The organism is uncultured Gimesia sp. (assembly GCF_963976445.1).
Lineage (GTDB): Bacteria > Planctomycetota > Planctomycetia > Planctomycetales > Planctomycetaceae > Gimesia.
Genome location: NZ_CAXBKP010000007.1, coordinates 105,019 through 128,518, shown reverse-complemented (window position 1 = coordinate 128,518; position 23,500 = coordinate 105,019). Strand labels below are relative to the sequence as shown.

The 23,500-nt window shown below is 49.3% G+C and carries 13 protein-coding genes; 6 read left to right on the top strand and 7 right to left on the bottom strand.

From position 1 onward, the window contains the following. The first annotated feature begins 131 nt into the window (after nt 1-131). Both AAC022_RS10130 and AAC022_RS10125 read left to right on the top strand, forming a co-directional pair. Nucleotides 132-3,059: a c-type cytochrome gene (locus AAC022_RS10130; protein WP_339730606.1), complete on the top strand. Its 2,928-nt coding sequence runs from the start codon at nt 132-134 to the stop codon at nt 3,057-3,059. A 246-nt stretch (nt 3,060-3,305) separates the two neighbouring features. After that, on the top strand, nt 3,306-4,565 hold the full coding sequence (locus AAC022_RS10125) for a hypothetical protein (protein WP_339730604.1): 1,260 nt from the start codon (nt 3,306-3,308) through the stop codon (nt 4,563-4,565). Nucleotides 4,566-4,608: 43 nt separating this feature from the next. Here AAC022_RS10125 and AAC022_RS10120 read toward each other — a convergent pair whose 3' ends face one another. The 3 genes from AAC022_RS10120 to AAC022_RS10110 all read right to left on the bottom strand — a co-directional run bounded on the left by AAC022_RS10120 (nt 4,609) and on the right by AAC022_RS10110 (nt 11,628). Then, nucleotides 4,609-7,503 carry a c-type cytochrome domain-containing protein gene (locus tag AAC022_RS10120; RefSeq protein WP_339730603.1) on the bottom strand — a complete coding sequence of 965 codons (2,895 nt, stop codon included), beginning with the start codon at nt 7,501-7,503 and terminating at the stop codon, nt 4,609-4,611. A 66-nt stretch (nt 7,504-7,569) separates the two neighbouring features. Continuing rightward, nucleotides 7,570-10,086, bottom strand: coding sequence for a DUF1549 domain-containing protein (locus AAC022_RS10115; RefSeq protein ID WP_339730601.1), 2,517 nt, complete (start codon nt 10,084-10,086; stop codon nt 7,570-7,572). Between the two features lie 165 nt (nt 10,087-10,251). Next, entirely contained in the window at nt 10,252-11,628 is a 1,377-nt protein-coding gene (locus AAC022_RS10110; RefSeq protein ID WP_339730599.1) for a DUF1501 domain-containing protein, read from the bottom strand. A 188-nt stretch (nt 11,629-11,816) separates the two neighbouring features. Here AAC022_RS10110 and AAC022_RS10105 point away from each other — a divergent pair, with 188 nt between their 5' ends. After that, complete coding sequence (locus AAC022_RS10105) at nt 11,817-12,578, top strand: AraC family transcriptional regulator (protein ID WP_339730597.1); 762 nt, start codon at nt 11,817-11,819, stop codon at nt 12,576-12,578. Here AAC022_RS10105 and AAC022_RS10100 read toward each other — a convergent pair. From AAC022_RS10100 to AAC022_RS10085, 4 genes are all read right to left on the bottom strand, one after another. Continuing rightward, the gene (locus AAC022_RS10100) at nt 12,575-14,065 is read right to left on the bottom strand and encodes a DUF1501 domain-containing protein (RefSeq protein ID WP_339730595.1); all 1,491 of its coding nucleotides are present in this window, start codon (nt 14,063-14,065) and stop codon (nt 12,575-12,577) included. The genes AAC022_RS10105 and AAC022_RS10100 overlap by 4 nt on opposite strands. A 62-nt stretch (nt 14,066-14,127) precedes the next feature. Next, complete coding sequence (locus AAC022_RS10095; protein WP_339730592.1) at nt 14,128-17,250, bottom strand: DUF1549 and DUF1553 domain-containing protein; 3,123 nt, start codon at nt 17,248-17,250, stop codon at nt 14,128-14,130. 94 nt (nt 17,251-17,344) lie between these two features. Next, on the bottom strand, nt 17,345-18,991 hold the full coding sequence (locus AAC022_RS10090; protein ID WP_339730591.1) for a LamG-like jellyroll fold domain-containing protein: 1,647 nt from the start codon (nt 18,989-18,991) through the stop codon (nt 17,345-17,347). Continuing rightward, on the bottom strand, nt 18,988-19,557 hold the full coding sequence (locus tag AAC022_RS10085; protein WP_339730590.1) for a sigma-70 family RNA polymerase sigma factor: 570 nt from the start codon (nt 19,555-19,557) through the stop codon (nt 18,988-18,990). Before AAC022_RS10085 ends, AAC022_RS10090 begins: the two co-directional genes overlap by 4 nt. A 489-nt stretch (nt 19,558-20,046) precedes the next feature. Between AAC022_RS10085 and AAC022_RS10080 the strand changes: the two genes are divergently transcribed. From AAC022_RS10080 to AAC022_RS10070, 3 genes are all read left to right on the top strand, one after another. Further along, nucleotides 20,047-21,285 (top strand): beta-ketoacyl-[acyl-carrier-protein] synthase family protein, encoded by a 1,239-nt coding sequence (locus AAC022_RS10080; RefSeq protein ID WP_339730588.1) that lies wholly within the window; start codon nt 20,047-20,049, stop codon nt 21,283-21,285. Between the two features lie 321 nt (nt 21,286-21,606). Further along, nucleotides 21,607-21,870 carry an acyl carrier protein gene (locus tag AAC022_RS10075; protein WP_339730586.1) on the top strand — a complete coding sequence of 88 codons (264 nt, stop codon included), beginning with the start codon at nt 21,607-21,609 and terminating at the stop codon, nt 21,868-21,870. A gap of 21 nt (nt 21,871-21,891) precedes the next feature. After that, the gene (locus AAC022_RS10070) at nt 21,892-23,277 is read left to right on the top strand and encodes an NAD(P)/FAD-dependent oxidoreductase (protein WP_339730584.1); all 1,386 of its coding nucleotides are present in this window, start codon (nt 21,892-21,894) and stop codon (nt 23,275-23,277) included. The last annotated feature ends 223 nt before the right edge of the window (nt 23,278-23,500 follow it).

The window sequence follows — 23,500 nt, the reverse complement described above, 5'->3', positions numbered from 1 at the left end:
ATGAAACCCTTTCTGTTTTCTGGTTGAGACGAATTCAGGCTGTTTTATTTCGAGAATTAGATCAGGCCAACCCAACATCACAAATTGATATTAATTCATTTTCCATTTGACACCGAAGCAGGGGCAGCAACGTGATTCAAACAGTCAAAACTTTATGTATTGCCGTTAGCGCAGTACTGGTCTCACATCCGTTAATGGCAGACGATGCCAGCAAATCGCATTCGACCCAGAAATGGACGTTTGCTGATAGTGACCATGGCTGGGCCGCCTATACGGATTGTTCGTTAGACGTGAAAGATAAAACACTTCAGGTCCATAGCACCGGCAAAGACCCTCACTTCGGTCGAGAGTTAAAATCGCCGGCCGGCTGGAAAAAAATCAAACTCCGTGTACGGTCCACTCAGAAACTAAAGGGCGAAATCTACTGGAAAACCCAGGAACAAAACGGTTACGCCGATTCCCGTTCTGAAAAGTTCCAGACAAGAAACAATAATAATAACAAATGGCAGGATCTGGCGTTTGTTTTTTATGCAGACTCCGAACTGACCGGTTTACGAATTGATCCTGCCAGTCGAAAAGGTCTGGTCGAAATCGAATCGATTTCACTGGAAAATACGGAACCACCCGCTTCTGCAAAAGCGACCCTCGTCGATCAAATTAAATTACTGAAAGATTTCAAAATCGAATTGCTGTATTCCGTTCCCACCGATGAACAGGGTTCCTGGGTCAGCATGACGATTGATCCTAAAGGACGTCTGATTGCTTCAGATCAGTATGGCGATCTCTACCGGATTACGCCTGCTAAAATTGGATCCGAAACAAACGATACTCAAGTGGAAAAACTTCCCGTCGATATGGGAATGGCGCATGGCCTGCTGTATGCGTTTGACAGTCTGTATGCTGTCGTCAATGGCGGCAAGGAACGTCCTTCCGGCTTGTATCGCTTGAAAGATACCAACGGTGACGATCAGTTTGATGAAGTCAAATTTCTGAGAGAAATCAAAGGGGCCGGCGAACACGGACCCCATGCGATTATTCTCTCGCCCGATAAAAAATCACTTTATATCGCAGCCGGTAATCATACCAACCTGCCTGCTCCAGAAAAATCGGTTGTTCCTCGTAATTGGGACGAAGATTTACTCCTACCCCGCCTCTGGGATGCGCGCGGTCATGCCGCCGGTAAATTGGCACCGGGGGGCTGGATCTGTCGTACCGATCCTGAAGGAAAAGAATTTGAGATCGTCAGCATCGGATTCCGTAACGAATATGACATCGCCTTCAATCCTGAAGGAGAGCTGTTTACTTATGATGCCGACATGGAATGGGATGTGGGTTCGCCTTGGTATCGTCCCACCCGTGTGAATCATGTTACCAGTGGTAGTGAATTTGGCTGGCGTTCTGGAACCGGTAAATGGCCCGACTATTATCCCGACAGTCTGCCTGCGATTGTGAATATCGGTCAGGGATCACCAACCGGGATCGTCTTTGGGACTGGTACGAAATTTCCAGCGAAATATCAGGATGCATTGTTCATTTCTGACTGGAGCTACGGAATCATTTACGCCGTACATATGAAGCCACAGGGTTCTTCGTATGTCGCTACTTACGAAAAATTTGCTTCTGCCACACCACTTCCGGTGACGGATCTGGTTGTCAATCCTGTAGATGGCGCGTTCTATTTTACAATTGGTGGTCGTAAGACACAGTCTGGTTTGTACCGTATTACGTATACCGGAAACGAATCCACGGCTCCTGTGGAACCGAAACCAGATCAGTTGGCAGCCCTCCGTGAACTGCGTCGCGATATCGAAGCCTTTCACGGTCAACAGGCGGAAACCATTGTTCATTCTGTATGGCCTTATCTGGGGCACGATGATCGACACATTCGCTATGCCGCACGCATCGCGCTGGAGCACCAGCCTGTGGAACAATGGCAGAATTCTGTGCTGTTAGAAAAAGATCCAGCCACGCTGATTAACGCTGGCATCGCTTTGGCACGAAATGGAAAACCAGCATTTAAGACACCGTTAATTAACCGTTTGAAGAGCCTGGACTGGAATGCGTTAAACAAGACGCAGAAAATGGATTTACTGCGGTTGTATCAGCTCGTGTTTATTCGATTGGGTGAACCAACGGAATCAGAACGAAAGGATGTGCTCGCCCAAATTAACGGCGCTTATCCGGCAAAGAATTCATTTATGAACCGCGAATTAAGTCAAGTTCTGGTTTATTTGAACGCACCCAAAGTCATTGAACGGACACTGGAATTGCAAGGGAAAGCACTGACACAGGAAGAGCAGATTCATTATGCCAAGGTGCTCAGTAGTCTGACGACGGGCTGGAATGATGATTTGCGTAAGAAGTATTTTGAGTGGTACTTGAAATCAACGGCTCACAAAGGGGGGATGTCATTTAATAAGTTCCTCGTGAATATCCGTGCGGAAGCGATTAAAACTCTGTCTGACGCTGAGAAAGAAACGCTCAAGTCCATTCTGGATGTGAATCTGGAAAAGGCAGAACCCATTGCTCAAGGGCCACCACGACCGTTTGTCAAAAAGTGGACCGTCGCGGAACTCTTAAACGCAGCGAATACTGATAAGGTTCAGCGGAACTTTGAGCGGGGGCGGGAAATGTTTGCTGCCGCCACCTGTTTCAAATGCCATCGCTTTGCTGGCGAAGGAGGAACGATTGGACCGGATCTCACTGGAGCAGGTGGTCGCTTTAATGCACAAAATCTGTTGGAGTCGATCATTGAACCTTCCAAAGTGATTTCCGATCAATACGCATCAACCATGTTTGTACTCGACGATGGTCGTGTTGTGAACGGACGCGTTATCAATCTGCATGGTAAGAATCTGATGGTGCTCACCGATATGGCCAACCCCAGTAATTTGACCAGCGTCAACCGGGATACGGTTGAAGAAATGATGCCTTCCAAGTCTTCCATGATGCCTACGGGTCTCGTGGATACGTTGACTAAAGAGGAAGCGTTGGACCTATTGGCCTACTTGAGATCAGTGGGAAATCCTGATCATGAGCTGTTTCAAAAGAAAGACTAATTCCAGACCAATTACAAAACCAGATTTGGTCACGGAGATGTACCTGATTCCTGTGGGAGTTGATTTGAGAGTTCTCAAACACTTCCACAGGAAACATGTCTGTTCGTATGGAATCGATCATGCTGCGGTAAGATGATGAATCTGATTCAAACGTGTCTCGTTTTCTGCGCAAGAATGGGAGTATCCCGGTCTTTGGATCAACAACTTGAATCCTTTGAGGGCTAAAGTGAAACGATGAAGAATTCCATGCTTATTTCTCGCAGAGACTGGCTGGCCAGCGCAGCCGCCGTCGCCTGTGGTGCCGCTACTCAGCGTGCAGGTGCGACCCCGACGAAGCGAGTCAAAGTGAAGTCGGTCGCCGCGATCGTATCAATCTATGAACCCAAAACACACGCCGATGTGCTGATTGGGAAAATTCTGGAGGGGTGGAAACAAGATGGTGGAACCGGGCCGGCATTGAAACTTTCTTCTTTGTATGTTGATCAGGTTTCCGATCGGGATCTGTCTCGTAAGATGGCCGCGAAATATAATGTGCCAATTTACGATTCAATTGAAAAGGCAGTTACTGTTGGAACGGATCAGATTCCCGTTGATGGCGTCATCAGCATCGGAGAGCACGGTGACTATCCTTTCAATGATAAAGGGCAGCAGCTCTATCCACGTCGGCGTTTTTTCAAAGAGATTACCGATGCTTTTCGGAAATATGACCGCGTCGTGCCCGTGTTTAATGACAAACATCCCGGCCCCGTATGGACCGATGCGAAATGGATGTATGATCGTGCTCAGAAGATGAAGATTCCCTTCATGGCCGGGTCGTCACTTCCTCTTACATATCGTAAACCGGATCTCAATGTTCCACTGGGGTCTGAAATAGAGGCCGCGGTGGGAATCGGTTACTCCGGTCTCGACATCTATGGGATTCACGCGCTCGAGTGCTTTCAATGTCTGGTGGAGCGACGTCAGGGAGCTGAAAGCGGCGTGGAATGGGTGCAATACTTAGAGGGTGATGCGATGTGGAATGCCCTCGATGCAGGCATCGTTTCCCAAGACGTGTTTAACGCCGCACTGGCGTCGGTACCGAAAGTGGGGAAAGGTGATATTCGTGCTGATCGCGATGCGGGGCTGTTTCTGTTTAAGTACAACGACGGTTTTCTGGGAGCCTTGTTTATGCTGCAGTCAGTCAACCGAACTTCGGTGGCGCTGAAACTAAAAGGGCAAAAGCAGCCAGTCGCCACTCAGTTCGAAGAGCGAACCGAACCCGCTCATCCGCATTTTGCGTATCTGTTGAAAGCCATCGAGTGCATGGTCCATACCGGACGTCCGAGTTATCCCATCGAGCGAACGTTATTAACAAGTGGCATTCTCGACCGGGCTCTGACTTCACGAAGCCTTGACGGCAAAAAACTGAAAACGCCTGAACTGGCGATTCGTTATCAACCCGTCGCTTATCCCCACGCACCACTGCCGGCATTGACTTCGAATCCGTCGCAGCCGTTAGTAAAATAAAGCGTGTCAAACTCGTTTATACTGCACGCTTCAAACGTACAACTTAGTTCGAAGTTGTGGCCAGTTTATCTTTTCGTTTGACATGTAGTAATACGGGGATCGAAGTCTGTTTTCCATCCTGGGCGGCTTGGATATGGAATAGCCGCGTTGTTTCGGGTACCCACTTGGCCGCTGTCAGATAAAAGGTTCGTTCATTCATGTCGTCTAAAAGTAACAGTCCGTTTAAGCCGATGTTATCCACATAGACTCCGTGGGGCAGATTGCGTCCCGCATACTCGCGACCAAATCCGACTACACCTTTGTAGCCGTTCCGTAATAGCAGAACCTTGGCAGCAATGGTTTCGCCGGGGTGTATAGTCAGCTCCAGCGGTTTGTTTGGGATCAATTCCAGATTGTCACCCGCAACGCTCAATTTATCTGTATTCATTGGCACCATGCGGATAATTAATTTGGGTCTTTCCAGTAGCTGAATCGTTCCCAAAGAATTCACAGCATCGGTTTGTTTCACACCGGCGATAGTCGCGGTTGCGGTAACTTTGATCGGGGTGTAGCGGGCATCGTCTGGTCTGGATGCTATCAGCGGACCTTTAATTAGAGGGGCCGGGTCAGCTGAAATTACTCCGTAAGCCCGGTCATGGCCTGCCTGAATGATGATCGGGCTGGTCACATGAAATCCGGGGGGGACTTCGGAGATATCAATTTGAATCGGTCCATCAAAACCATCCCTGCGCTGGGCAACGACTTCAAATTCTTTACCGCTGCCTGCGTTGACTTTTGGGTTGGCTCCTTTCAGAGTGACTTTGAATCCCGGTTTTCTGGGACGAACCGTCAACTCATAGTGGAACTCTTTTCCCTGGAATCCACGCACATCAGAGACACGCACATAATAGACGCCGTCTTTCGGTGCTTTAAAAAACAGTCGAGAATCATCGCCCAGTTCGCGACGGCCATCATCGTTGTTTTCATAATAGACTGTGAAAACGGGCAGTCCGTTGGGTGGTAATTCGCTTCCGACTGGATGTGGCTCAACAATGTAACACGGTTCGTGCAGCGCGTGTGTGATCGGGCTGGTTCCAAAGTAGGTATATCGTTTACCACCACTGCCGGGATAGACGTTGAATCCTGAATCTGGGCCACGTGGATAGAGCCAGAGCTTGACGACTTCCCCGTTGGCATACAGATATTCGTTTAATTCCATTTCTTGCCAGTTATGAATTCGGTAATCGCTCAGGATATTCGAGTCTTTTCCGCGGAACGTGAAATAGGAATCGCGGACCGCTTGCAGTAAGACGCGCGGAATTTGTTTGCCTTCTGTATCGAGGACTTCAATTTTCGAGTCGAGTTTTGATTTATTACGAGCCGCGTTGGTTTCAATAAGCCACTCTTCACCCGCTTTGGATTCGAATCGATACAGGTCCACGTCGGTTTGATTCTTTTGCGCTGATTCAATGATACCACTGGCGACAACAGCGGGGGACGTCAACCCGGTTGCCTGGCTGGGTTGGTTGTTGGGTTCCGATTCTTTGATTTGAATTGGTTTGGGATTGTCTTTGCGAGTGGACATTGAAGTTGAATCGGTTTTCACGACTTGCTGTTTATTAGCAGGAGCAGCAAGCGTTGTCGGTAGTGGAAAACGTTTTAAGAGTCCGTTACTAAATCCCACAATCGCCGTTCTGGAATCAGGGGAAAAAGTAACCGAGGTCGGGATTGTCGGTAGATTTTCTACGACGTGTAAGAGCTGAAGCTGCCTGGCATCCCAGATTTTGAGAGCAAGATCATCGGAAATAGATCCTAGCAGTTTCCCATCGGGTGAATGCACGATTTGAATGACTGGGTTTTCATGAGCAAATCGGGCATAAATCAGGGGATTGATTTTCGCCGATTTTCGAGAAACAAATCGCCATTTCCGAATGCGGTTGTCTGCCCCTGTCGCCAGGATGAAATTGCCATCGGGACTGAATGTGACAGAGACCTGTTCCTTGAGCGGCTGGCTCAGAGTATCGAGACGATTTCCGGTCGTGACCTGCCAGACTTTAACAGTCGAGTCGGCGGATGCACTGGCTAGTGTCGTACTGTCCGGGCTGAATGCCAGATCAAAGATGGCACCATTATGGCCGGTCAACGAACGGATCTGTTTACCAGTCGCGACATCCCACAGAATGATATTCTGATCGTAACTGCCCGTCGCCAGCCATTTCTTGTTCGGACTGATCTGAGCGGCGTACAAGACATCTTTATGGCCGATAAATTCCTGGAGCTTCTTCCCCGTGGCTACATCCCAGATGGCAGCCTGACCGAATAAACCTGTGGTGCCGGATGATGTAATCAGCCACGTTCCATCCGGACTGAAGCGAACGGAATTCACTTTGCCGGGGAGACCTTTGATAGTGCGGATGATTTTGTTCGAGGCTCCCGATAACAGATTAACTTCTGAATAACGGGCAATCGCAATCAGATCGTTTGTCGGCGACCAGTCCAGCGAAGCAATCGGTTTGGGAACTGTCTTGGATGATGCGATTTCCGGCACCATCAGTTCCCTGCGGGCAGGTGTTTTTCCGGAAGGACCTTTCGCGCCCTGCTTGACCCATTCGACCAGTAGCGTGATTTCCTGGGGAGTGAGTTTCTCGCCACTATCTTCCGGAGGCATCACCGGTTTGGCTTCGCCTGTGATCATACGAATCAGACGGCTGCTCTTACTGTCACCGGGTAGAACCGCAGGTCCATGTTTTCCCCCTTTCAGCAGACTTGCGTAGGAATCGATGGCGAATTTTCCCTCGGCATCATCGACACTATGGCAGCCTTCACAATATTTTCGGAACAGAGGGGCAATCTGCTTTGAATATTCAATCTGCGTTTCGGCGGCCGGGAGAGAGTCCGACCGGCCGATTATTAAAATGAACGTGAGAAGCAAGCTGGTTTTTGACAGGAGTTGTAACATCGATGACCTCAAGTCAGCTGTATATAAAGGTGTGTTTTATGATATTGATAAGTCTGTTCGAGAGTTTTAGTGATTAAACAGAAACTCGCGGCTGCTCAGAATGCCCCAGAACAAGTCTTCGACGGCCTGGCGTTTTTCTGCCTGAGGCGTTTCCGACAGCAGTTTCGCCAGTTGCGTTTCCTCTTTTTCGGTCGGTTTTCGGGACAGACAGAGCATGTAAATAGTGGCAATCAGTTCCTTGTCTGTTTTTTTTGCGTCCAGTAATTTGGTGACGCGGCTCTCCTTGGCTTTGAGTTTATCGTTGATTGTATCACCATTGGAAAGATGCAGGACCTGCACCATCGTCGGCTCTTCTGTCCGTTCGCATTCACAGGTAATCATCCGCTCGTTCCGACCGAAGGTTTTCAGGAAATAGGAGATGACCGAGGAATCATAAAGCTGAATGGCTTTGGTTCCTTTGGGGTAAAAGTCAGTCTTTTTGGGATCTGGCTCAAAAAACATGTTGAACTCATCGGGAACATCGGTGACTTGCGAAATCGAATCGAGCAGAACCTCGGCCATCATACGGCGGGGATAATACCGCGAGTAAAATCGCTTCTCATCCTTATTCTCCGGTAACGGCTGACTGCTGCGTTGATACGCGGCTGACTGCAGGATGACTTTCATCAGTGCTTTCAAATCAAACTGCTGCTGGACCAGATAGTCAGAAGACGCAGCGAGTAATTCTTCATTGCTGGCCGGATTCGATTCCCGCATGTCATCTACCGATTCCACCAGGCCCACGCCAAAGAAGTTGGCCCAGACGCGATTGGTAATCGAACGGCTGAATAATTGATTCTCTTTCGATGTCAACCAGTTTGCCAGATAAACGCGGCGGTCTTCCGGGGCATTGATGTCGATGGCTTCTCCATCCAGGGGAGTCGGCGGTTGCGGTTTACCCGTCAAAGGTTGTACCAGATCTCCTTCTGTCGCCACGAACAGGGTCCGGATGCCATCTCCTGAACTCTTACTGCCGCCCCAGCCTTTGGCGCGAACGCGGGAAAAGAAATTTGCCATCGCGTAATATTGATTGTTCGTCCATTTCTCTAATGGGTGGTTGTGGCATTTCGCACACCCGATCGCCAGACCCAAAAATGCCTGACTGACGTTTTCCGTCATCGATTCCGGATCCTGATGGATCGCGTAAAAGTTGGTGGCACCGTTTTCGATACTGCTACCTTGCGCGGTAATCAATTCACGCACAATTTCATCCCAGGGAGTATTCTGCTGCACATGCGAGTGAATCCATTCATGATACGCCTTCACAGCCTGTGGGCGAATGAGGGCTCCATTGACCAGCAACAGGTCCGACCATTTGTAGGTCCAGTAGTCCACGAATTCCGGCCGATTCAGTAGTTGGTCAATCAACTGATTTCGTTTGTCAGGACTTTTGTCAGCAATAAAGGCTTCGACTTCCTCTGGTTTCGGGAGGGTACCAATCGTGTCGATGAATACCCTGCGGATAAAGTCGGCATCGTTCGATTGAGGAGAAGGGGGGAGATTCAACCGTTTTAATTGTTTCACCACCAGCTCATCGATGAAGTTGTGTTTCGGTGATTGCGCATAAAGGGCGGGGGCAATTTTCTGTTCGTAAGGCGAAGTGATTTTGGAGATGGCAATTTTACTCGAGAAATTACAGACAATAGCACCTTCACCAAAACCGGTGACTTTGACCGTTCCTCGGGCGTCGACCGTTGCCACACTTTCATTGACAGAAGAAAATGCAGTCCACTGTGTCACATCACGAACCGATTGGTCGGAATAATGAGCCTGAACGAGCAAATTCTGCGTTTGACCTTTCGCGAGGATGGATCGGGCCGGCAAGACTTCCAGACGTTCAATGACTGGATCGGTTTCAGCAGGAGCGGGGGCGACTTGTGCAATCCACTCTGACAAAATACGATATTCGGGTGAGTCCGTTTCAAAACGCACGCCTCCTTTATGAGGCACGGCACCCGTTGGTTTGATCAGAAACAGGCTGCGTGCCGGGTCAGATAATTCAATGCGACGGCCGCGTGATTGTTTCACAATCGTGTGAAAATCTCCCTTAACATCATAGGCTTTCAATGACAAACGAAAGCCCCCTTTACCGGCTAATGCACCATGGCAGGGGCCCGAGTTACAACCCGCTTTCGTTAACACGGGTTGCACATCATTCCGGAAATTCCACTGATGTGGTTTGTCGATCCCTGTGACGGATATCTTGCTGCTGGTCTTCATTTTTCCCAGCGTCGCAGTGATTACTGCCGTACCATTGCCAACGGGAACGACTGTCTGACCTTCAATCTTGACGACCGAGGGATTGCTGGATGAGAGTTGAGATTCAGCTGTGACCGGTCCTGCAATTTCGTTGTCATGGTTGATTTTCTGAACGGAAACGCCATGCCGTGCTTCTTTGCCGGAGAGTTGAATCGATTCAGGAAGCAGGACGATTTTATCAACGGCATCCGCAGCACGAAGAGAATCGGAGAGTATACCAGGAGCAAGTAGTCCGGTCAAAATTGATAACAGAATGCAGCGTGTGACTCGTCTGGCAGGAAACATAGAGCACTTCTCTTTATCGTATGGATAGTTTGCTTTGTGTGATGACGTATCAGGAGTGATCTCAGGAGTATGGGGGCAAACTCCCTGCACGATTTGGTGAAATCGTGTTGGTGAAATCGTGATTTATATCAAGATCAACGGTTCAACTTGGTTGATTATGTATTGCTAAAACAGCTCGCGAATTTCATGGTTGCCCACATCAACCAGTGGGAAAGGCCGGCCTGAAGGACCGGGCAGTACTGTATGTAGATCAAAGCCGAGGCTGTGATAGACGGTTGCAGCCAGATCACCGGGAGAAACAGGGCGATCCGCGGGAACACCACCGATCGGGTCACTGCTGCCGACGACACGTCCGCCTTGCACGCCACCACCGGCAAAATAACAGGTGAAACATTGAGGCCAGTGGTCCCGGCCGCCAGCTGGATTCACTTTCGGGGTTCGACCGAATTCGGCAACATTACAGACCAGTGTTTCGTCCAGCATGCCCCGATCATAGAGATCTTCGATCAGCGCACTATAGGCCTGGTCATACATTGGGGCCACAATATTTTTCATGCCTTCAATGGAAGTAAACGGCTTGGAACCATGTATGTCCCAGGTGACTTCATTGAAGACCGTCAGGAACGTATTGATCGTCACAAAACGCACTCCCGCTTCCACCAGGCGACGTGCCAGCAGGCAGCACTGACCGAAACGATTCATGCCGTACCGTTCCCGGACTTTGGTTGGTTCTTTTGCCAGGTCAAAAGCTTCGCGTGCTTCTTTACTGGTCATCAGACGGTAGGCAGAATGGAAATTTCCGTTCAACAGCTTGGCGTCTTCGGTTGATTCAAAATAGTCAATCGTATTATCCACGACGTCGCGGATCTTCTTGCGCCGTTCCAGACGGGCGGTCCCGATCTCTTTCGGAGGCAGCATGTCGGGGACTTTGAAATTCGGTTTGGACGGGTCTGCCATCAATGCAAACGGATCGTGGGCTTTTCCCAGGAATCCGCCAGCCTGACCGTTGGGGAGATTTCCTCCACCCCGGCCCATTGTTTCAGGTAGGACCACGTTTGCAGGCAGATCGGTTTTGCGGCCGCGGAGATAATCAACGACCGAACCGATGTGGGGCGTATTGACCCCGCCGGTAAAGAGGCGACCTGTCTGCATCATCTGCCAGCCGGCATCATGGACGGCGGCGGCATTATGATAACAGGAACGAACCAGCGAAAATTTATCAGCGACTTTCGCATGCAGAGGCAGGATCTCAGAAATATTGATATCGGGTGAAGCCGTGTCGATTGGTTTAAAAGGGCCGCGGATTTCCGCCGGGGCATCCGGTTTCATATCGAAGGTATCCAACTGGCTGGGGGCACCCAGATTGAAGATCATGATTGCCGATCGGTTGTCGTTCTTTTTATCAACGAGTCCCTGTTCTTTGGCTTCCAGGTACTGAGGTAGAGACAGACCCATCGCGCCCAGCGTTCCGACTTGGAGAAAGTCTCGGCGTGTGACGCCACTGCAGGTATGTGCTGTGCCTTGACCAGTAAACTTCAGCATAATACGCCCCAATATGATGAATTAAAAACAGAACAGACCGCTTTAAAGCCGGCTCAGTATTGAGATTTCGCATGTGTCTATTTTTAATGACGCGCAAGAAACCCCTTATTCGTTTATTTTCGCATATAGTAGTCAGTCAGATCAACGTCGTCTTGTAGAAAACACGCATAAATTTGTATTATTTACGCATGACAGATTCTCAGCAATTTCGGAACGATTTCATCAAACGGTTGGATCACAAACTCCATCTGGAAGAGTTGTTCAATTATATTCCAGACGCGTACTTTTTTGCGAAAGACTCTGAAGGGCGGTTTATCAAAATCAGTCGCACCTGGATGGATATTCGCTCCATCCCCCATGAGGAAGATATCATCGGCAAGACCGACTTTGATATTCATCCGAAAGATTTAGCAGAACAATATGTCGCTGAAGATCAACGGGTCATGGAGTCAGCGGCTCCACTCGCCAATCAGGTCTGGCTCATTCCTGACCGGGGCGGAAATTTAAAATGGTATCTGTGCAGCAAGATTCCATTATTCGGTGATGGTGGTAAAGTCATTGGCGTCGCAGGTGTCTTGCGTGATATCAAAGTCGCGGGCGCTGAGTTTCAGTCGTATCAGGTATTAGACAAAGTCATTGCTTACGTGCTCGAACATTATCATGAACGGATTCAGATTTCCGATCTGGCCGATCTGATTTATTTATCTGTCAGTCAGTTTGATCGCAAATTCAAAAAGCTGTATCAGATCACGCCTCAAAAATATATTTTACGCGTCCGAATCAACGCCGCCTGCCAGTCATTAACGCGGACAGAAAAACGGATTTCCGAAATCGCTCTTGAATCTGGTTTTTATGACCAGAGCTATTTTACCAAACAATTTGTGAACCTGATGGGCGTTTCGCCTTCTGCGTATCGTCGCAAGTTTAAACAGTCGGAAACGGATTCCTAAGCGATGATTTTATCGATCACATGTCCGCCGACATCGGTTAACCGGAAGCGTCGTCCGCTGTAAAGGTAGGTCAATTTTTCGTGATCCATGCCCAACAGTCGCAGAATGGTTGCATGAAGATCATTTACATGCACCTTATCCTCGGTGGCTTTGAAACCGATCTCATCAGTGGCACCATACGTGGTGCCCGCTTTCACACCACCTCCCGCCAGCCAGGTGGTAAAGGCATGCGGGTTGTGGTCACGCCCCGGAGTTGCCCCTTTTTGTGCGATGGGCAAGCGACCGAACTCGCCTCCCCAGATCACCAGCGTCTCATCAAGTAACCCGCGCGATTCCAGGTCAGCCAGTAACGCGGCGATGGGTTGATCGGTTTCCGCGGCGAAACCGCTATGATTGCCTTTAATATCCGAGTGACCGTCCCAACTCCGCTGGTTTTCCATTCCACCCGAATAGATTTGCACGAAGCGAGTGCCGCGTTCGACCATCCGTCGGGCGATCAGACACTGTTTTGCGAAGTGCTCACACTTTTTAGTGCCAATGCCGTATTGTTCCTGCAGATGTTTGGGTTCCCGAGAAATATCCAGCGCTTCCGGTGCAGCACTCTGCATGCGATAAGCGAGTTCAAAACTCTCAATCCGCGCTGCCAGTTCCTGATCGCCTTCATTTTGCTGAAGGTGCTGGCGATTCAAAGACTTCAACAGGTCGAGCTGTGAACGCTGCCGCCCTTTTTCAGTCAGGACGGACGGGGGTTGCAGATTGTCAATTGGTTCGCCCGTTGGTCTCAGGTAGGTTCCCTGGAAAACGCTGGGCAGAAAACCAGCGCCCCAGTTTAAGCTGTGTCCTTTGGGGAGACCTCGGCCGAGCGGGTCTGACATCACAACGAATGCCGGCAGACTGTCGCTTTCGGAGCCTAATCCATAGGTCACCCATGAACCAACACAGGGGTATCCCATTTTGGGGATGCCGCAATTCATCATAAATAACGCGGGGCTGTGGTTGTTCGATTCGGTATGTCCGGAATGAATGAACGCCATCTTGTCAACATGTTGAGACAGATGGGGAAAGATCTCAGAAACCCATTTTCCCGATTCGCCATGTTGTTTGAATTTAAACGGGCTTTTCATTAACGGTCCGACTGCATTCTGGAAGAAACCGGTTTTGTTATCGAAGCCTTCCAGAGCAACGCCGTCCCGTTTTTCGAGTTCGGGTTTATAGTCCCAGGTGTCGACGTGGCTTGGCCCGCCGTTTATAAACAGCCAGATCACGGACTTTGCTTTCCCAGGCATGTGAGTCGGTTTCGGCGCCAGGGGATTCGTTGCTTTAATTGACGGAGCGGCATCTGCAGTCTTTAGTACGCCTTCCTGCTGCAATAAGCTGAGCAGACCCAGCGTACCGAGTCCACCGCCGGCCCGTTTGAGTAACTGCCGCCGTGCCATGAGTTGGTTTAAGGAGATTGCTGGAAGTTCTGAATAGGGTTGTGTCATCATGTTTCCCCAATGAAAAATGTTGGGCGATCTATTTTATTATTATATTGAATTTCAAATCGGTATCAGTTCGGGTAAACAAATTCGTTGGTGCTCAATAACGCGTGTGTGAAATCGGTCAGCGCCAGCAGTGCGGGTTCGGGCTTTTTTTCCGATTCGTATGACGTTTGATGTTGTTGAATGAAGGCCAGTGAAATCGTGGCTTCACTGGCAGAGGGGGCACGTCCCAATGCGATATGATACGCCTTTTCGATCGATTTCTCATGTGAATTCGGATGCATCTCTTGAATCCGTTTAGCAAACGATTTGGCACTTTCTCGAATGAATTTGGCATTCATGAACAGCAGTGCCTGTGGTGCAATCGTGGTGCTGGAACGTTGTCCGATGCTGACGAGTGCTTCGGGAGCATCAAATAGCTGCATCATCGGGATTAACTGGCTGCGTTTGATTTTGAAATAGATGCTGCGACGCTGGCTGTCTTGTTGCAGTGTACCGGGGCCGTACATCGTTGTATCAAGTCGATTGCCGATGTAGAGAATCGAATCGCGAATGGCTTCGCCTTCCAGTCTCTGAGGTGAACGACGCCAGTAAAGTTTGTTTTCCGGATCCTGTTTCGATTTCTCCTGATCGAAGTCGGTGGACTGCCGATACGTCGCACTCAGCATGATTTGTTTATGTAATGGTTTCAGATGCCAGCCATGCTGGATGAGTTGATTGGCTAAATAGTCCAGCAGTTCGGGGTGCGTGGGCCGCTCGCCTTGAAGACCAAAGTCGTTGGGGGTCGTTACAATTCCGCTACCAATATGATGCTGCCAGATGCGGTTTGCTATGACGCGGGCCAATAAAGCACCCGCGCCCTGTTTGGTATCAGTCATCCAGTTTGCCAGTGACGTTCGGCGATACGAGGTCGTCGCAGATTTTGGAGGGGCTTCGATCCACACTTTTTCCTGTTGGGGAGACCGCATCAGCACCTGTAGAAAACCTTGTTTGACAATATCTCCTTTTTGCTCCGTGTCTCCGCGTGTGAGAAAATACGTTTCGTCAAAGAAATCTTTGCCTTGCGAGTGATGGCGAACTGGCTTAATCTCGGGGCCTTCGCTGCAGATCATGACTTTCGTCAAAGCCGGCTGAGGCTCCGTTTTGAGATGCTGATTAACTTTTGTTGACAGTGCAACCCATTGGGAATCTTGCTCACGAAAGCGGCGTTCGAGAGTCTGTTTCTGCGCGGCGGTCAGTTGATCTGGGTGTCCCTGTTCCACCAGTTGCAGCGCTTTTGAAAGTTGTTCGGGGCTGCCGGCTCCTGTTTTGACAGCAGGAGTACTGGAATTACTGACAGAAAAACGGGGATGCCCGATGCTGTGATTCACATTGTTTGTGAACGACATTGTGATCGTGAGTTCCGTTTCGCCTTCCACTTCCAGAGGCGTTTCCAGATCGAATACGATCGCCTGATCTTTCCCAATACCTCCAAGATCGACGGCCCAGCCCGATCCATATTGCCCGTCAATGGCACTCTTCGCTGAGAGCGTGGTCTTGTTCTGCTCATGAGTCGCACGGGCATTCGTCAGCTTCACCTCTTTCGCATTTCCTTTTTTGTCGGTGAGCGATTTCGCTTTGACTTTGAATGCGGTCAAAGAGAAGTTGCCGTTTACAGCTCGCCCGGGGCCCTGATGAGGGAAAGAACGATGGCTTAATGTTTCGAGTCGAATCGAACGAATCGGTTTCACATTGGTTCTTAGTTTAAACGTGTATTGATCCTGGTTGATATTCGGTCCGCTGACCAGCACCGAACCATCTTCCAGCTTCTCGAAACGCGCTTTCCCTTTTGAACTGTGGCTGACGACGTCGGGGATAATCCATTCATCGAGTTGTGTCGTATCAATCTTTCTCTGTTTCAGCCAGTTTTCAAATTGTGTTTTGATTTGGGTGGTTTCGTATTCCTGTAGTACTTTAACCAGTGGCGCGTGGGCCAGATCAAATTTGGCTTTCTCTCGTTTGTATTTATCGGGGTCCAGATCGATTTCAATTTCCGTGCGGACAGTGGTCGTGAATGTGGACAGCATGCGATAGTAATCGTTGCTGGCAATCGGATCGAACTTATGATCGTGGCACCGTGCACATCCCACACTCAAGCCCAACATACCCAGGCCTGTGGTATTCAGCATGTCGTCCAGCGCATCATAGCGGGTGCGTTCGACTTCGTTGGCGGTAATCTGTGTGGGGAATACGCCTGCTCCCAGAAACCCGGTCGCCATTAATGCCAGTGGGTTCTCAGGTGCTATCTCATCGCCGGCCAACTGCCATTTGACAAACTGATCATAAGGCATATCCTGATTCAGCGCTTTGATCACAAAGTCTCGATAGTGATACGCAAAGTTGCGATCGTAGTCGTGCTCAAATCCATGACTCTCTGCGAAGCGGGCGATGTCCAGCCAATGCCGGGCCCAGCGTTCGCCGTAATGCGGACTGGATAATAACCGATCAATCAGATGCTCATAAGCGTCAGGTGATTGGTCGGCAAGAAATTCCTGAACTTCAGCCGGAGTAGGGGGGAGACCGATTAAATCAAAATACGCACGGCGAATATACGTCCGCTTGCTGACTTGCTCGTTGGGGGGCAGTCCTTTTTCTTCGAGCTTCTCCAGAACAAAGGGATCGATTTGGTTTTGCCCCCAGGTTTTGTTTTTGACCTTGGGGATAGCAGGCGAACTCAAAGGTTGAAACGACCAGAACTTTCGATCATCGTCTGTAATGACCATTTTTTCGGAGCCTGACTTGCTCGATGTAGCTAACGGCTTGTCATAAGGGGCTCCCAGATCAATCCACTTTGACAGACTGGTGATTTCTTTCTCTGAGAGTTTCTTTTCCTTGAGTGGCATAAAGGGTTCTTCGCGGTGTTCGACCAGCGCCATCAGGTAGCTCTCTTTACCGGTTTTTTCAATCATGCCGCTATCGAGTAGTTGTTTGCGGTTGGAAAGATCGAAGTCCCCTTTGACTGATTTGCCGCCATGGCAGTTCAGACATTTTTCAACTAGCAGCGGACGAACTTCTTTTTTGAAAAGCTCCAATCCCTGCTGCATGCGTTGGGCATGGTCAGCGGGCAGTGCCGTTTTCTTTTCTGCTGCAGAGAGAGAAACCGGTAACACAATTCCGAACAACAATATGAGCGCGCTTGTCGAATTCCGCATCAAAGCCTCGTCGTCTTGAATGTAAAGTCAGGTGAGATTTCAGGGAGTGATCGTGTTTTATCTATATGTCACAACAAATACGTTGAGAAATCAATCAGGAATTGGGTTTTCCGGACTGATACAACTTCAAAACTTCTTCTGCCGATAAGGCCCGCCCGAATAACGCAAATTCATCCAGACGGCCATTTAAACTTCGAATGGAATGTTCGCCCGTGTGTTCCTGCGGCCGCCAGTTGCCGATTTCTGCCGGGCCGATTACCAGGGGAATCGGGTTTTCAATTTTATGCTGGCTGACGGGAACGCCATCCAGATAGTGCACGACTTCTTTTTTCTGATGATCATAAACGGTCGCCAGATGAATCCAGCGGCCTAAATCGGTGGGTTGCAAAACGACGGGGGAGAAAAAATTCTTGCCGGGGCCGGTTTTGACTCCCAGAATGATTTCGCCTTTATCACTGAGTTGCCAGTGTGGGTTCCCGGCGTTGTAACCATCGGTGAGCATTAACGAACTGAGCCAACGGTCGAAGCCTTCAATTCGGACCCAGGCCATCAAGGTCAAAGAATCATATTCGCCGGGAACATGCAGACGCACGCGATCGCTGGTTCGTTTGAATTCCAACGCTTGTTTTTGTGGCCAGCGGCCTGACGTCCATTGGCAGCCCACAATCGCCCCGTCGGCGGAAGTTGCTTTGTGCTGACTTTTATTTTTGAGTGTGCGTAACCAGTTAGAAGATTCTTCAAAATCGTAATAGGCGATCAAGGACGGATCGGCTTTGAGCCGGGCATTCTGTTTCTGCCAGCGGATGAATTGCTGTGCCTGCTGTTGTTCTGCCAGATGAGAGAGTTCTTCCGGATTGATTAACGGCATGATGGCTTCGGTGAGACGATTGATCGAACCCCGTTGATCAAACTGCACGCCTTCCCCGGTTGTTAAACTTTGAATACTGAGACGGGATGCCCGCTCATCGGGCGAATGCAATTCTACTTCGCCATCAATGACCTGCACCTGTCCCCTGCCGGTCGCATCCAGAGACAGCGTAAATTCCGTACCCAGATCGACCACATTCAAACGCTTTGTTTCAATCGTGAATCCCTGTGCCTGTTCGGGAACCGAAGCGCGGACTTTGCCGTACTGACAAAACGCTTTGAGTGGAGAAATTAACTCAAATGCAGCAGGTCCTTCTATGAGGACCGAAGCACCGCTGATCAATTCCACTTGAATCGTCCCGCGTTTCAGCTTCAACCAGCCTGCGGATAAACCGGCGCCCGTTTGCAGATTGCGGGGCGAGTCCCACTCGACACCAACTGCTTGCGTCAGCAGCGCGATGTGATCGGTTTTCGGCGAATTCGTTTCATTCTCCGGTGCGCGTTCAGGAGCATCCACGATTAAAGGCTCATGGCCTGAACCTGTATTCCAGCCGGCATAGTACGCCAGAGAGAGCAACAGTGTTGCTGCTACGAGTGAGGAGACCAGCAAGAGCAGAAAACGGGAAGTTCCTAATTTTGTACGTTGTTCAACCTGAGAGGGATGCGGAATCCAGTTCTCGGACTGATTCGTTTCCGTCGCCCAGGTTGAGAGACCCGAATGCACACGCATGTAATCCACGTAAAGCTGACGCTGCTGCGGATCTTCTTTCAGATGCCGTTCCAGCTCGGCATGGTCCTCTGGGCTGATGTCTCCCTGCAGGAACGCGTCTATCAATTGAATGAGTTGATTATTGTGAGGAGTCATATTCTTCATGAGCCTGCCTCCGCTGAGTGGAGCGACTGATGAACGCAGTCCATTAACCGAAGTCGCAGGCGGGAGAGTTTCTTATAAATCGCATCGCTGGAGCGGCCCAGTTGTGCGGCGACTTCTTTGATCGTGCTTTGACCGTGATAACAATCCAGGATGAGTTGTTTATTCTCACCTTCGAGTTTCTGGATGCAGTCTTCGAGGGCCTGTTTTTGTTGATCTGACTCGGGAAGCGAGTTTGTCTGGTGTTCTGCGATCAATGACAGCACTTCGTCAGAAAAATAAAGCCGATCACGGCTTTGAACCCGCTGGAAGTTTTTGACCTCGTAAAAGGCGATCCCACAGGCCCAGGCTGAAAAACTTTGTTCTGAGTCAAAGGTATTCCATTTTCTCCACAAAACCAGGCACGTTTGCTGAAAGACGTCTTCGGCGTCGGTCTGGTGTGGGAGCAGCGTTCCGATGAAGCCCCGAATCAGACTGTGGTGCCGGGCCAGCAATGAGACAAACTGCTCATTGGGGACCGGGCCCGTTCCTGCTGCTGTGTCTTGTTGTGATTCCAGTGGATGATCCATATTACTAATCGTACGCAGATGCAGAAATTGGACGGAGATAAACAGAGTTTTTTTCTTAAACAGATGGTTTCAATGATCAGGACTCGATGTAAGTCCCGAAATATATAGAATTTATGATCCGGTATTCAGAATCGTGTTTTTTTCTTGAACAGATGTTTTTACTCGAAAATGATGAGTGCTCCCACTGCAATTTCATTGTTCAAATTATCATCTTTTATCTTATCCGGTTTCTGAGTAAATGGGAGATCCATTTCCACGTTTCAAAGAAGCTCAGGTTACCTATACAGAAGGTTTTTCGGCAGTGTCGTCTATTCTACCTTGAATCGCAAATCTCATTTGCCGCGCCACTTGCGAGTTTATTGTAGAACGGGTAATCTCCTTGGGATATTATTGATCATTCCCCCTGCTCGGCTGAACCGGCTGAGTGGCCTATGAATATTCACCGCATTATTAAATCGATCAGAGTGGTATAAATCCATGCAGGAATCAGTGGATCCTCGAAGCCGAGTTGTCATTACAGGAATTGGCTTGACGGCTCCGAATGGAAACAATCTGGAAGAATTTCGGCAAAGCCTGCTGGAAGGTCGCTCTGGCGTCGTTGATTACAACATTCGCTATATGGGCGATGTCCTCGCCGGTGTCTGCGATTTCGATGAATTACGCTATCAGAAACGAAAAGAAGTCCGTCGGGGAACCCGCGCCGGTTCCATCGCCGTTTATTGTGCGAATGAAGCCGTCAACCAATCCAAGCTGGATTGGGAGAATGTCTCACGCGATCGTGTGGGCGTTTATCTCGGAATCACCGAACACGGCAATGTCGAAACTGAGAACGAAGTCTACGAGATTTCCCAGTTCGACTATGACACCAAGGTCTGGTCGCATCATCATAATCCCAGAACCGTTGCGAATAACGCGGCCGGTGAAGTCACGCTGAATATGGGAATCACCGGTCCACATCTGACATTGGGAGCAGCGTGTGCAGCAGGAAACGCTGGTTTTATCCAAGGCGTGCAGATGCTGCGATTGAATGAAGTCGATATCGCATTATGCGGCGGCGTTTCCGAGAGCATCCATACATTCGGCATTTTTGCCAGTTTCCAGAGTCAGGGCGCACTGGCTACGAACTCCGATCCGACCAAAGCCTGCAGGCCCTTTGATGTCAATCGAAATGGGATCGTTGTCGCTGAAGGGGGCGCGGTTTGTACGCTGGAACGTCTGCCCGATGCATTAGCACGTGGTGCTACGATTTATGGGGAAATCGTCGGTTATGCCATGAATTCCGACGCCAGCGATTTTGTGCTTCCGAATTCAGGTCGACAGGCAGAATGCATTCATCTTGCTCTTAAACGCGCTGGCTTAAAACCTGAAGACATTGATATCGTCAGCAGCCATGCCACGGCGACCACGCAAGGCGATATCGAAGAAGCCAAAGCATTGGCGAGCGTCTTTGGAGATTGCCCGAATCTGGCGATTAACAATACCAAAAGCTTTATCGGGCATGCGATGGGAGCCGCCGGTGCACTCGAAATGCTGGGGAATCTTCCCGCGTTTGAAGATGGCATCGCACATGCGACTTTAAATCTGGATGAGCTCGACCCAGAATGCAATTTACCGCAGCTCGTCCATAATCAGCCACGGCAGATGGAGCGAGTCGAATGCATTCTCAACAACTCTTTCGGAATGCTGGGAATTAATTCCGTGCTGATCATCAAAAAGTATTCTGCCTGAACAGATAGCTTAACGGATTCGTTTGAGAACGAAGCATTAAGCTGGTTTTCCCGTCTCAGCATGATTTCCCTCATGAGATATGACGCTTCTGTGTGGATTTTCTGAAAAACTCTGATTTCTCAAGGGTTCAGTTGGTTTAAATCGTTTCGAACGCGCTATAGTATTCCATATAAGGGGCGGGTTTTTATCTCCCGGCTTCTGGCGGGGGTTTTGTTTCTTTGGTATAAGAGGCTTCCCCTCACTAAAATTCGCAGTGAAATCCGTGAGATTCACTGATCGAAATCGACGTTATAGGATTTTTAGAAAGTTTGGAGTTTCTGCATGGCGCCGGAACAAATCAGATTAGTTATCTTGGATATTTTAGCGCGTATTGCTCCCGATGAGGATCTTTCAGAGCTTGACGATAGTGTTCCTTTCCGGGAACAGATGGAATTAGACAGCATGGATTTTCTGGATATCGTCATGGAGTTAAGAAAACTCTATCGCGTGCAAATTCCAGAAGAAGACTATGGTGAACTGGGAACCATGGATAGCACTGTCACTTACCTTACCCCACTCCTGAAGGATGCGGAAAGCACCGTCTGATTCCCGTAAATTCCCTCCGCCATGAGCTACGATTCAATCATCATTGGTGCCGGTCTGTCCGGTCTGGCTGCGGGAATCCGCTTGGCTTATTTCGGGAAGAGTGTGTGCATTCTTGAAAAGCACACAACCATCGGTGGCTTGAATTCCTTCTATCGCCTGCGCGGTCGAAACCATGATGTCGGCCTGCACGCCATTACGAACTATTCACCCCCCGGTGGGAAACGGGGGCCGCTGAATAAAATTCTCAGGCAGCTCCGCTTTCAATGGGAAGACTTTGATTTGAGTCCGCAATGCGGTTCCTCAGTCGTCTTTCCGGGACATACACTCCGTTTCAATAATCAGTTTGATTATTTCGAAGCGCAAATCGCAGAGCAGTTTCCTCAACAGATGGATGGCTTTCGGCGGTTAGTTTCCGAAATCGACACTCATAATATCGGTGATCTGGGGCAGACCTGGATCTCGGCCCGCGAACGGATGGCGGCTCATATTTCTGATCCTTTGCTGATCAATATGCTGCTCTGTCCGCTGATGTTTTACGGCAGTCCTACTGAGCATGACATGGATTTTAATCAGTTCGTAATCATGTTTCGCAGCATCTATCAGGAAGGCTTTGCCCGCCCTTATAAAGGTGTGCGTCTGATCCTCAAGAACCTGGTCCGCAAGTTCAAATCGCTGGGGGGAGAGCTCAAACTTCGTGCCGGCGTTAAAGAGTTGATCACTGACGGCAATCATGTATCAGGCGTGATGCTTGATGATGGTCAGATTCTCGAAGCCAAAAACGTACTTTCCTCGGCCGGTTCCGCGGAAACACTGCAGATGTGCGGCACAGAGGTGCCTCACGATGATCGTTTCACTCCCGGCGAAATTTCATTCGTCGAGACCATTTCTGTCCTCGATCAGCAACCAAAAGAATTCGGACACGACGAAACCATTGTGTTCTATAACGATTCCGAAGACTTTTCCTACGAACAGTCGAAAGAACCGTGTGATATCCGCAGCGGCATTATCTGCTCGCCTAATAATTTTGAGTACGAGCAACCGCTGGAAGATGCTTCGATTCGCATTACCGCACTGGCAAACCCACAATACTGGATGAATCTGTCCGAAGAAAAATACATCGCCGAAAAGAAATACTGGTACGAACAGATCCTGGAATCCTCGATGCGATTCATCCCCGATTTCCGGCCGCATGTCATCGACGTCGATACCTTTACGCCGCGAACCATCAAAAAGTTCACAGGCCACATCAACGGCTGTGTTTATGGCGCACCGCAAAAAATTCTGGATGGAACGACTCCGTTCAACAATTTATTCCTCTGTGGTACTGATCAGGGGTTTCTTGGAATTATCGGCTCAATGCTTTCCGGGATCAGCATCGCGAATTTGCATCTGCTGAACCCCAAATAGCCGCTCGAAGTAGCTGGCATGAGATGCTGTACTCTTGCATCATCGTTTGGGAAAACGTTCATTTTATTCCATTGCTGCGTGTTGAATTGTCACACTTTTGTCATAGAAACCTGAATTACTCCGGTTTAGTAGACAAAGCCTCGAAAATTCGATAAACAGGAGAAGCAATGTAATGTCATTAATACAGGATTTGTGAATTCTCACGGTCCCTTTTTCTACTCTG

Excerpts from the sequence above, each read along its gene's own strand:
- AAC022_RS10115 (WP_339730601.1), bottom strand. The coding sequence starts at position 10,086 with ATGTTTCCTGCCAGACGAGTCACACGCTGCATTCTGTTATCAATTTTG.
- AAC022_RS10090 (WP_339730591.1), bottom strand. The coding sequence starts at position 18,991 with ATGAAGAATATGACTCCTCACAATAATCAACTCATTCAATTGATAGAC.
- AAC022_RS10125 (WP_339730604.1), top strand. The coding sequence starts at position 3,306 with ATGCTTATTTCTCGCAGAGACTGGCTGGCCAGCGCAGCCGCCGTCGCC.
- AAC022_RS10070 (WP_339730584.1), top strand. The coding sequence starts at position 21,892 with ATGAGCTACGATTCAATCATCATTGGTGCCGGTCTGTCCGGTCTGGCT.
- AAC022_RS10120 (WP_339730603.1), bottom strand. The coding sequence starts at position 7,503 with ATGTTACAACTCCTGTCAAAAACCAGCTTGCTTCTCACGTTCATTTTA.
- AAC022_RS10075 (WP_339730586.1), top strand. The coding sequence starts at position 21,607 with ATGGCGCCGGAACAAATCAGATTAGTTATCTTGGATATTTTAGCGCGT.
- AAC022_RS10105 (WP_339730597.1), top strand. The coding sequence starts at position 11,817 with ATGACAGATTCTCAGCAATTTCGGAACGATTTCATCAAACGGTTGGAT.
- AAC022_RS10110 (WP_339730599.1), bottom strand. The coding sequence starts at position 11,628 with ATGCTGAAGTTTACTGGTCAAGGCACAGCACATACCTGCAGTGGCGTC.
- AAC022_RS10085 (WP_339730590.1), bottom strand. The coding sequence starts at position 19,557 with ATGGATCATCCACTGGAATCACAACAAGACACAGCAGCAGGAACGGGC.
- AAC022_RS10095 (WP_339730592.1), bottom strand. The coding sequence starts at position 17,250 with ATGCGGAATTCGACAAGCGCGCTCATATTGTTGTTCGGAATTGTGTTA.
- AAC022_RS10100 (WP_339730595.1), bottom strand. The coding sequence starts at position 14,065 with ATGATGACACAACCCTATTCAGAACTTCCAGCAATCTCCTTAAACCAA.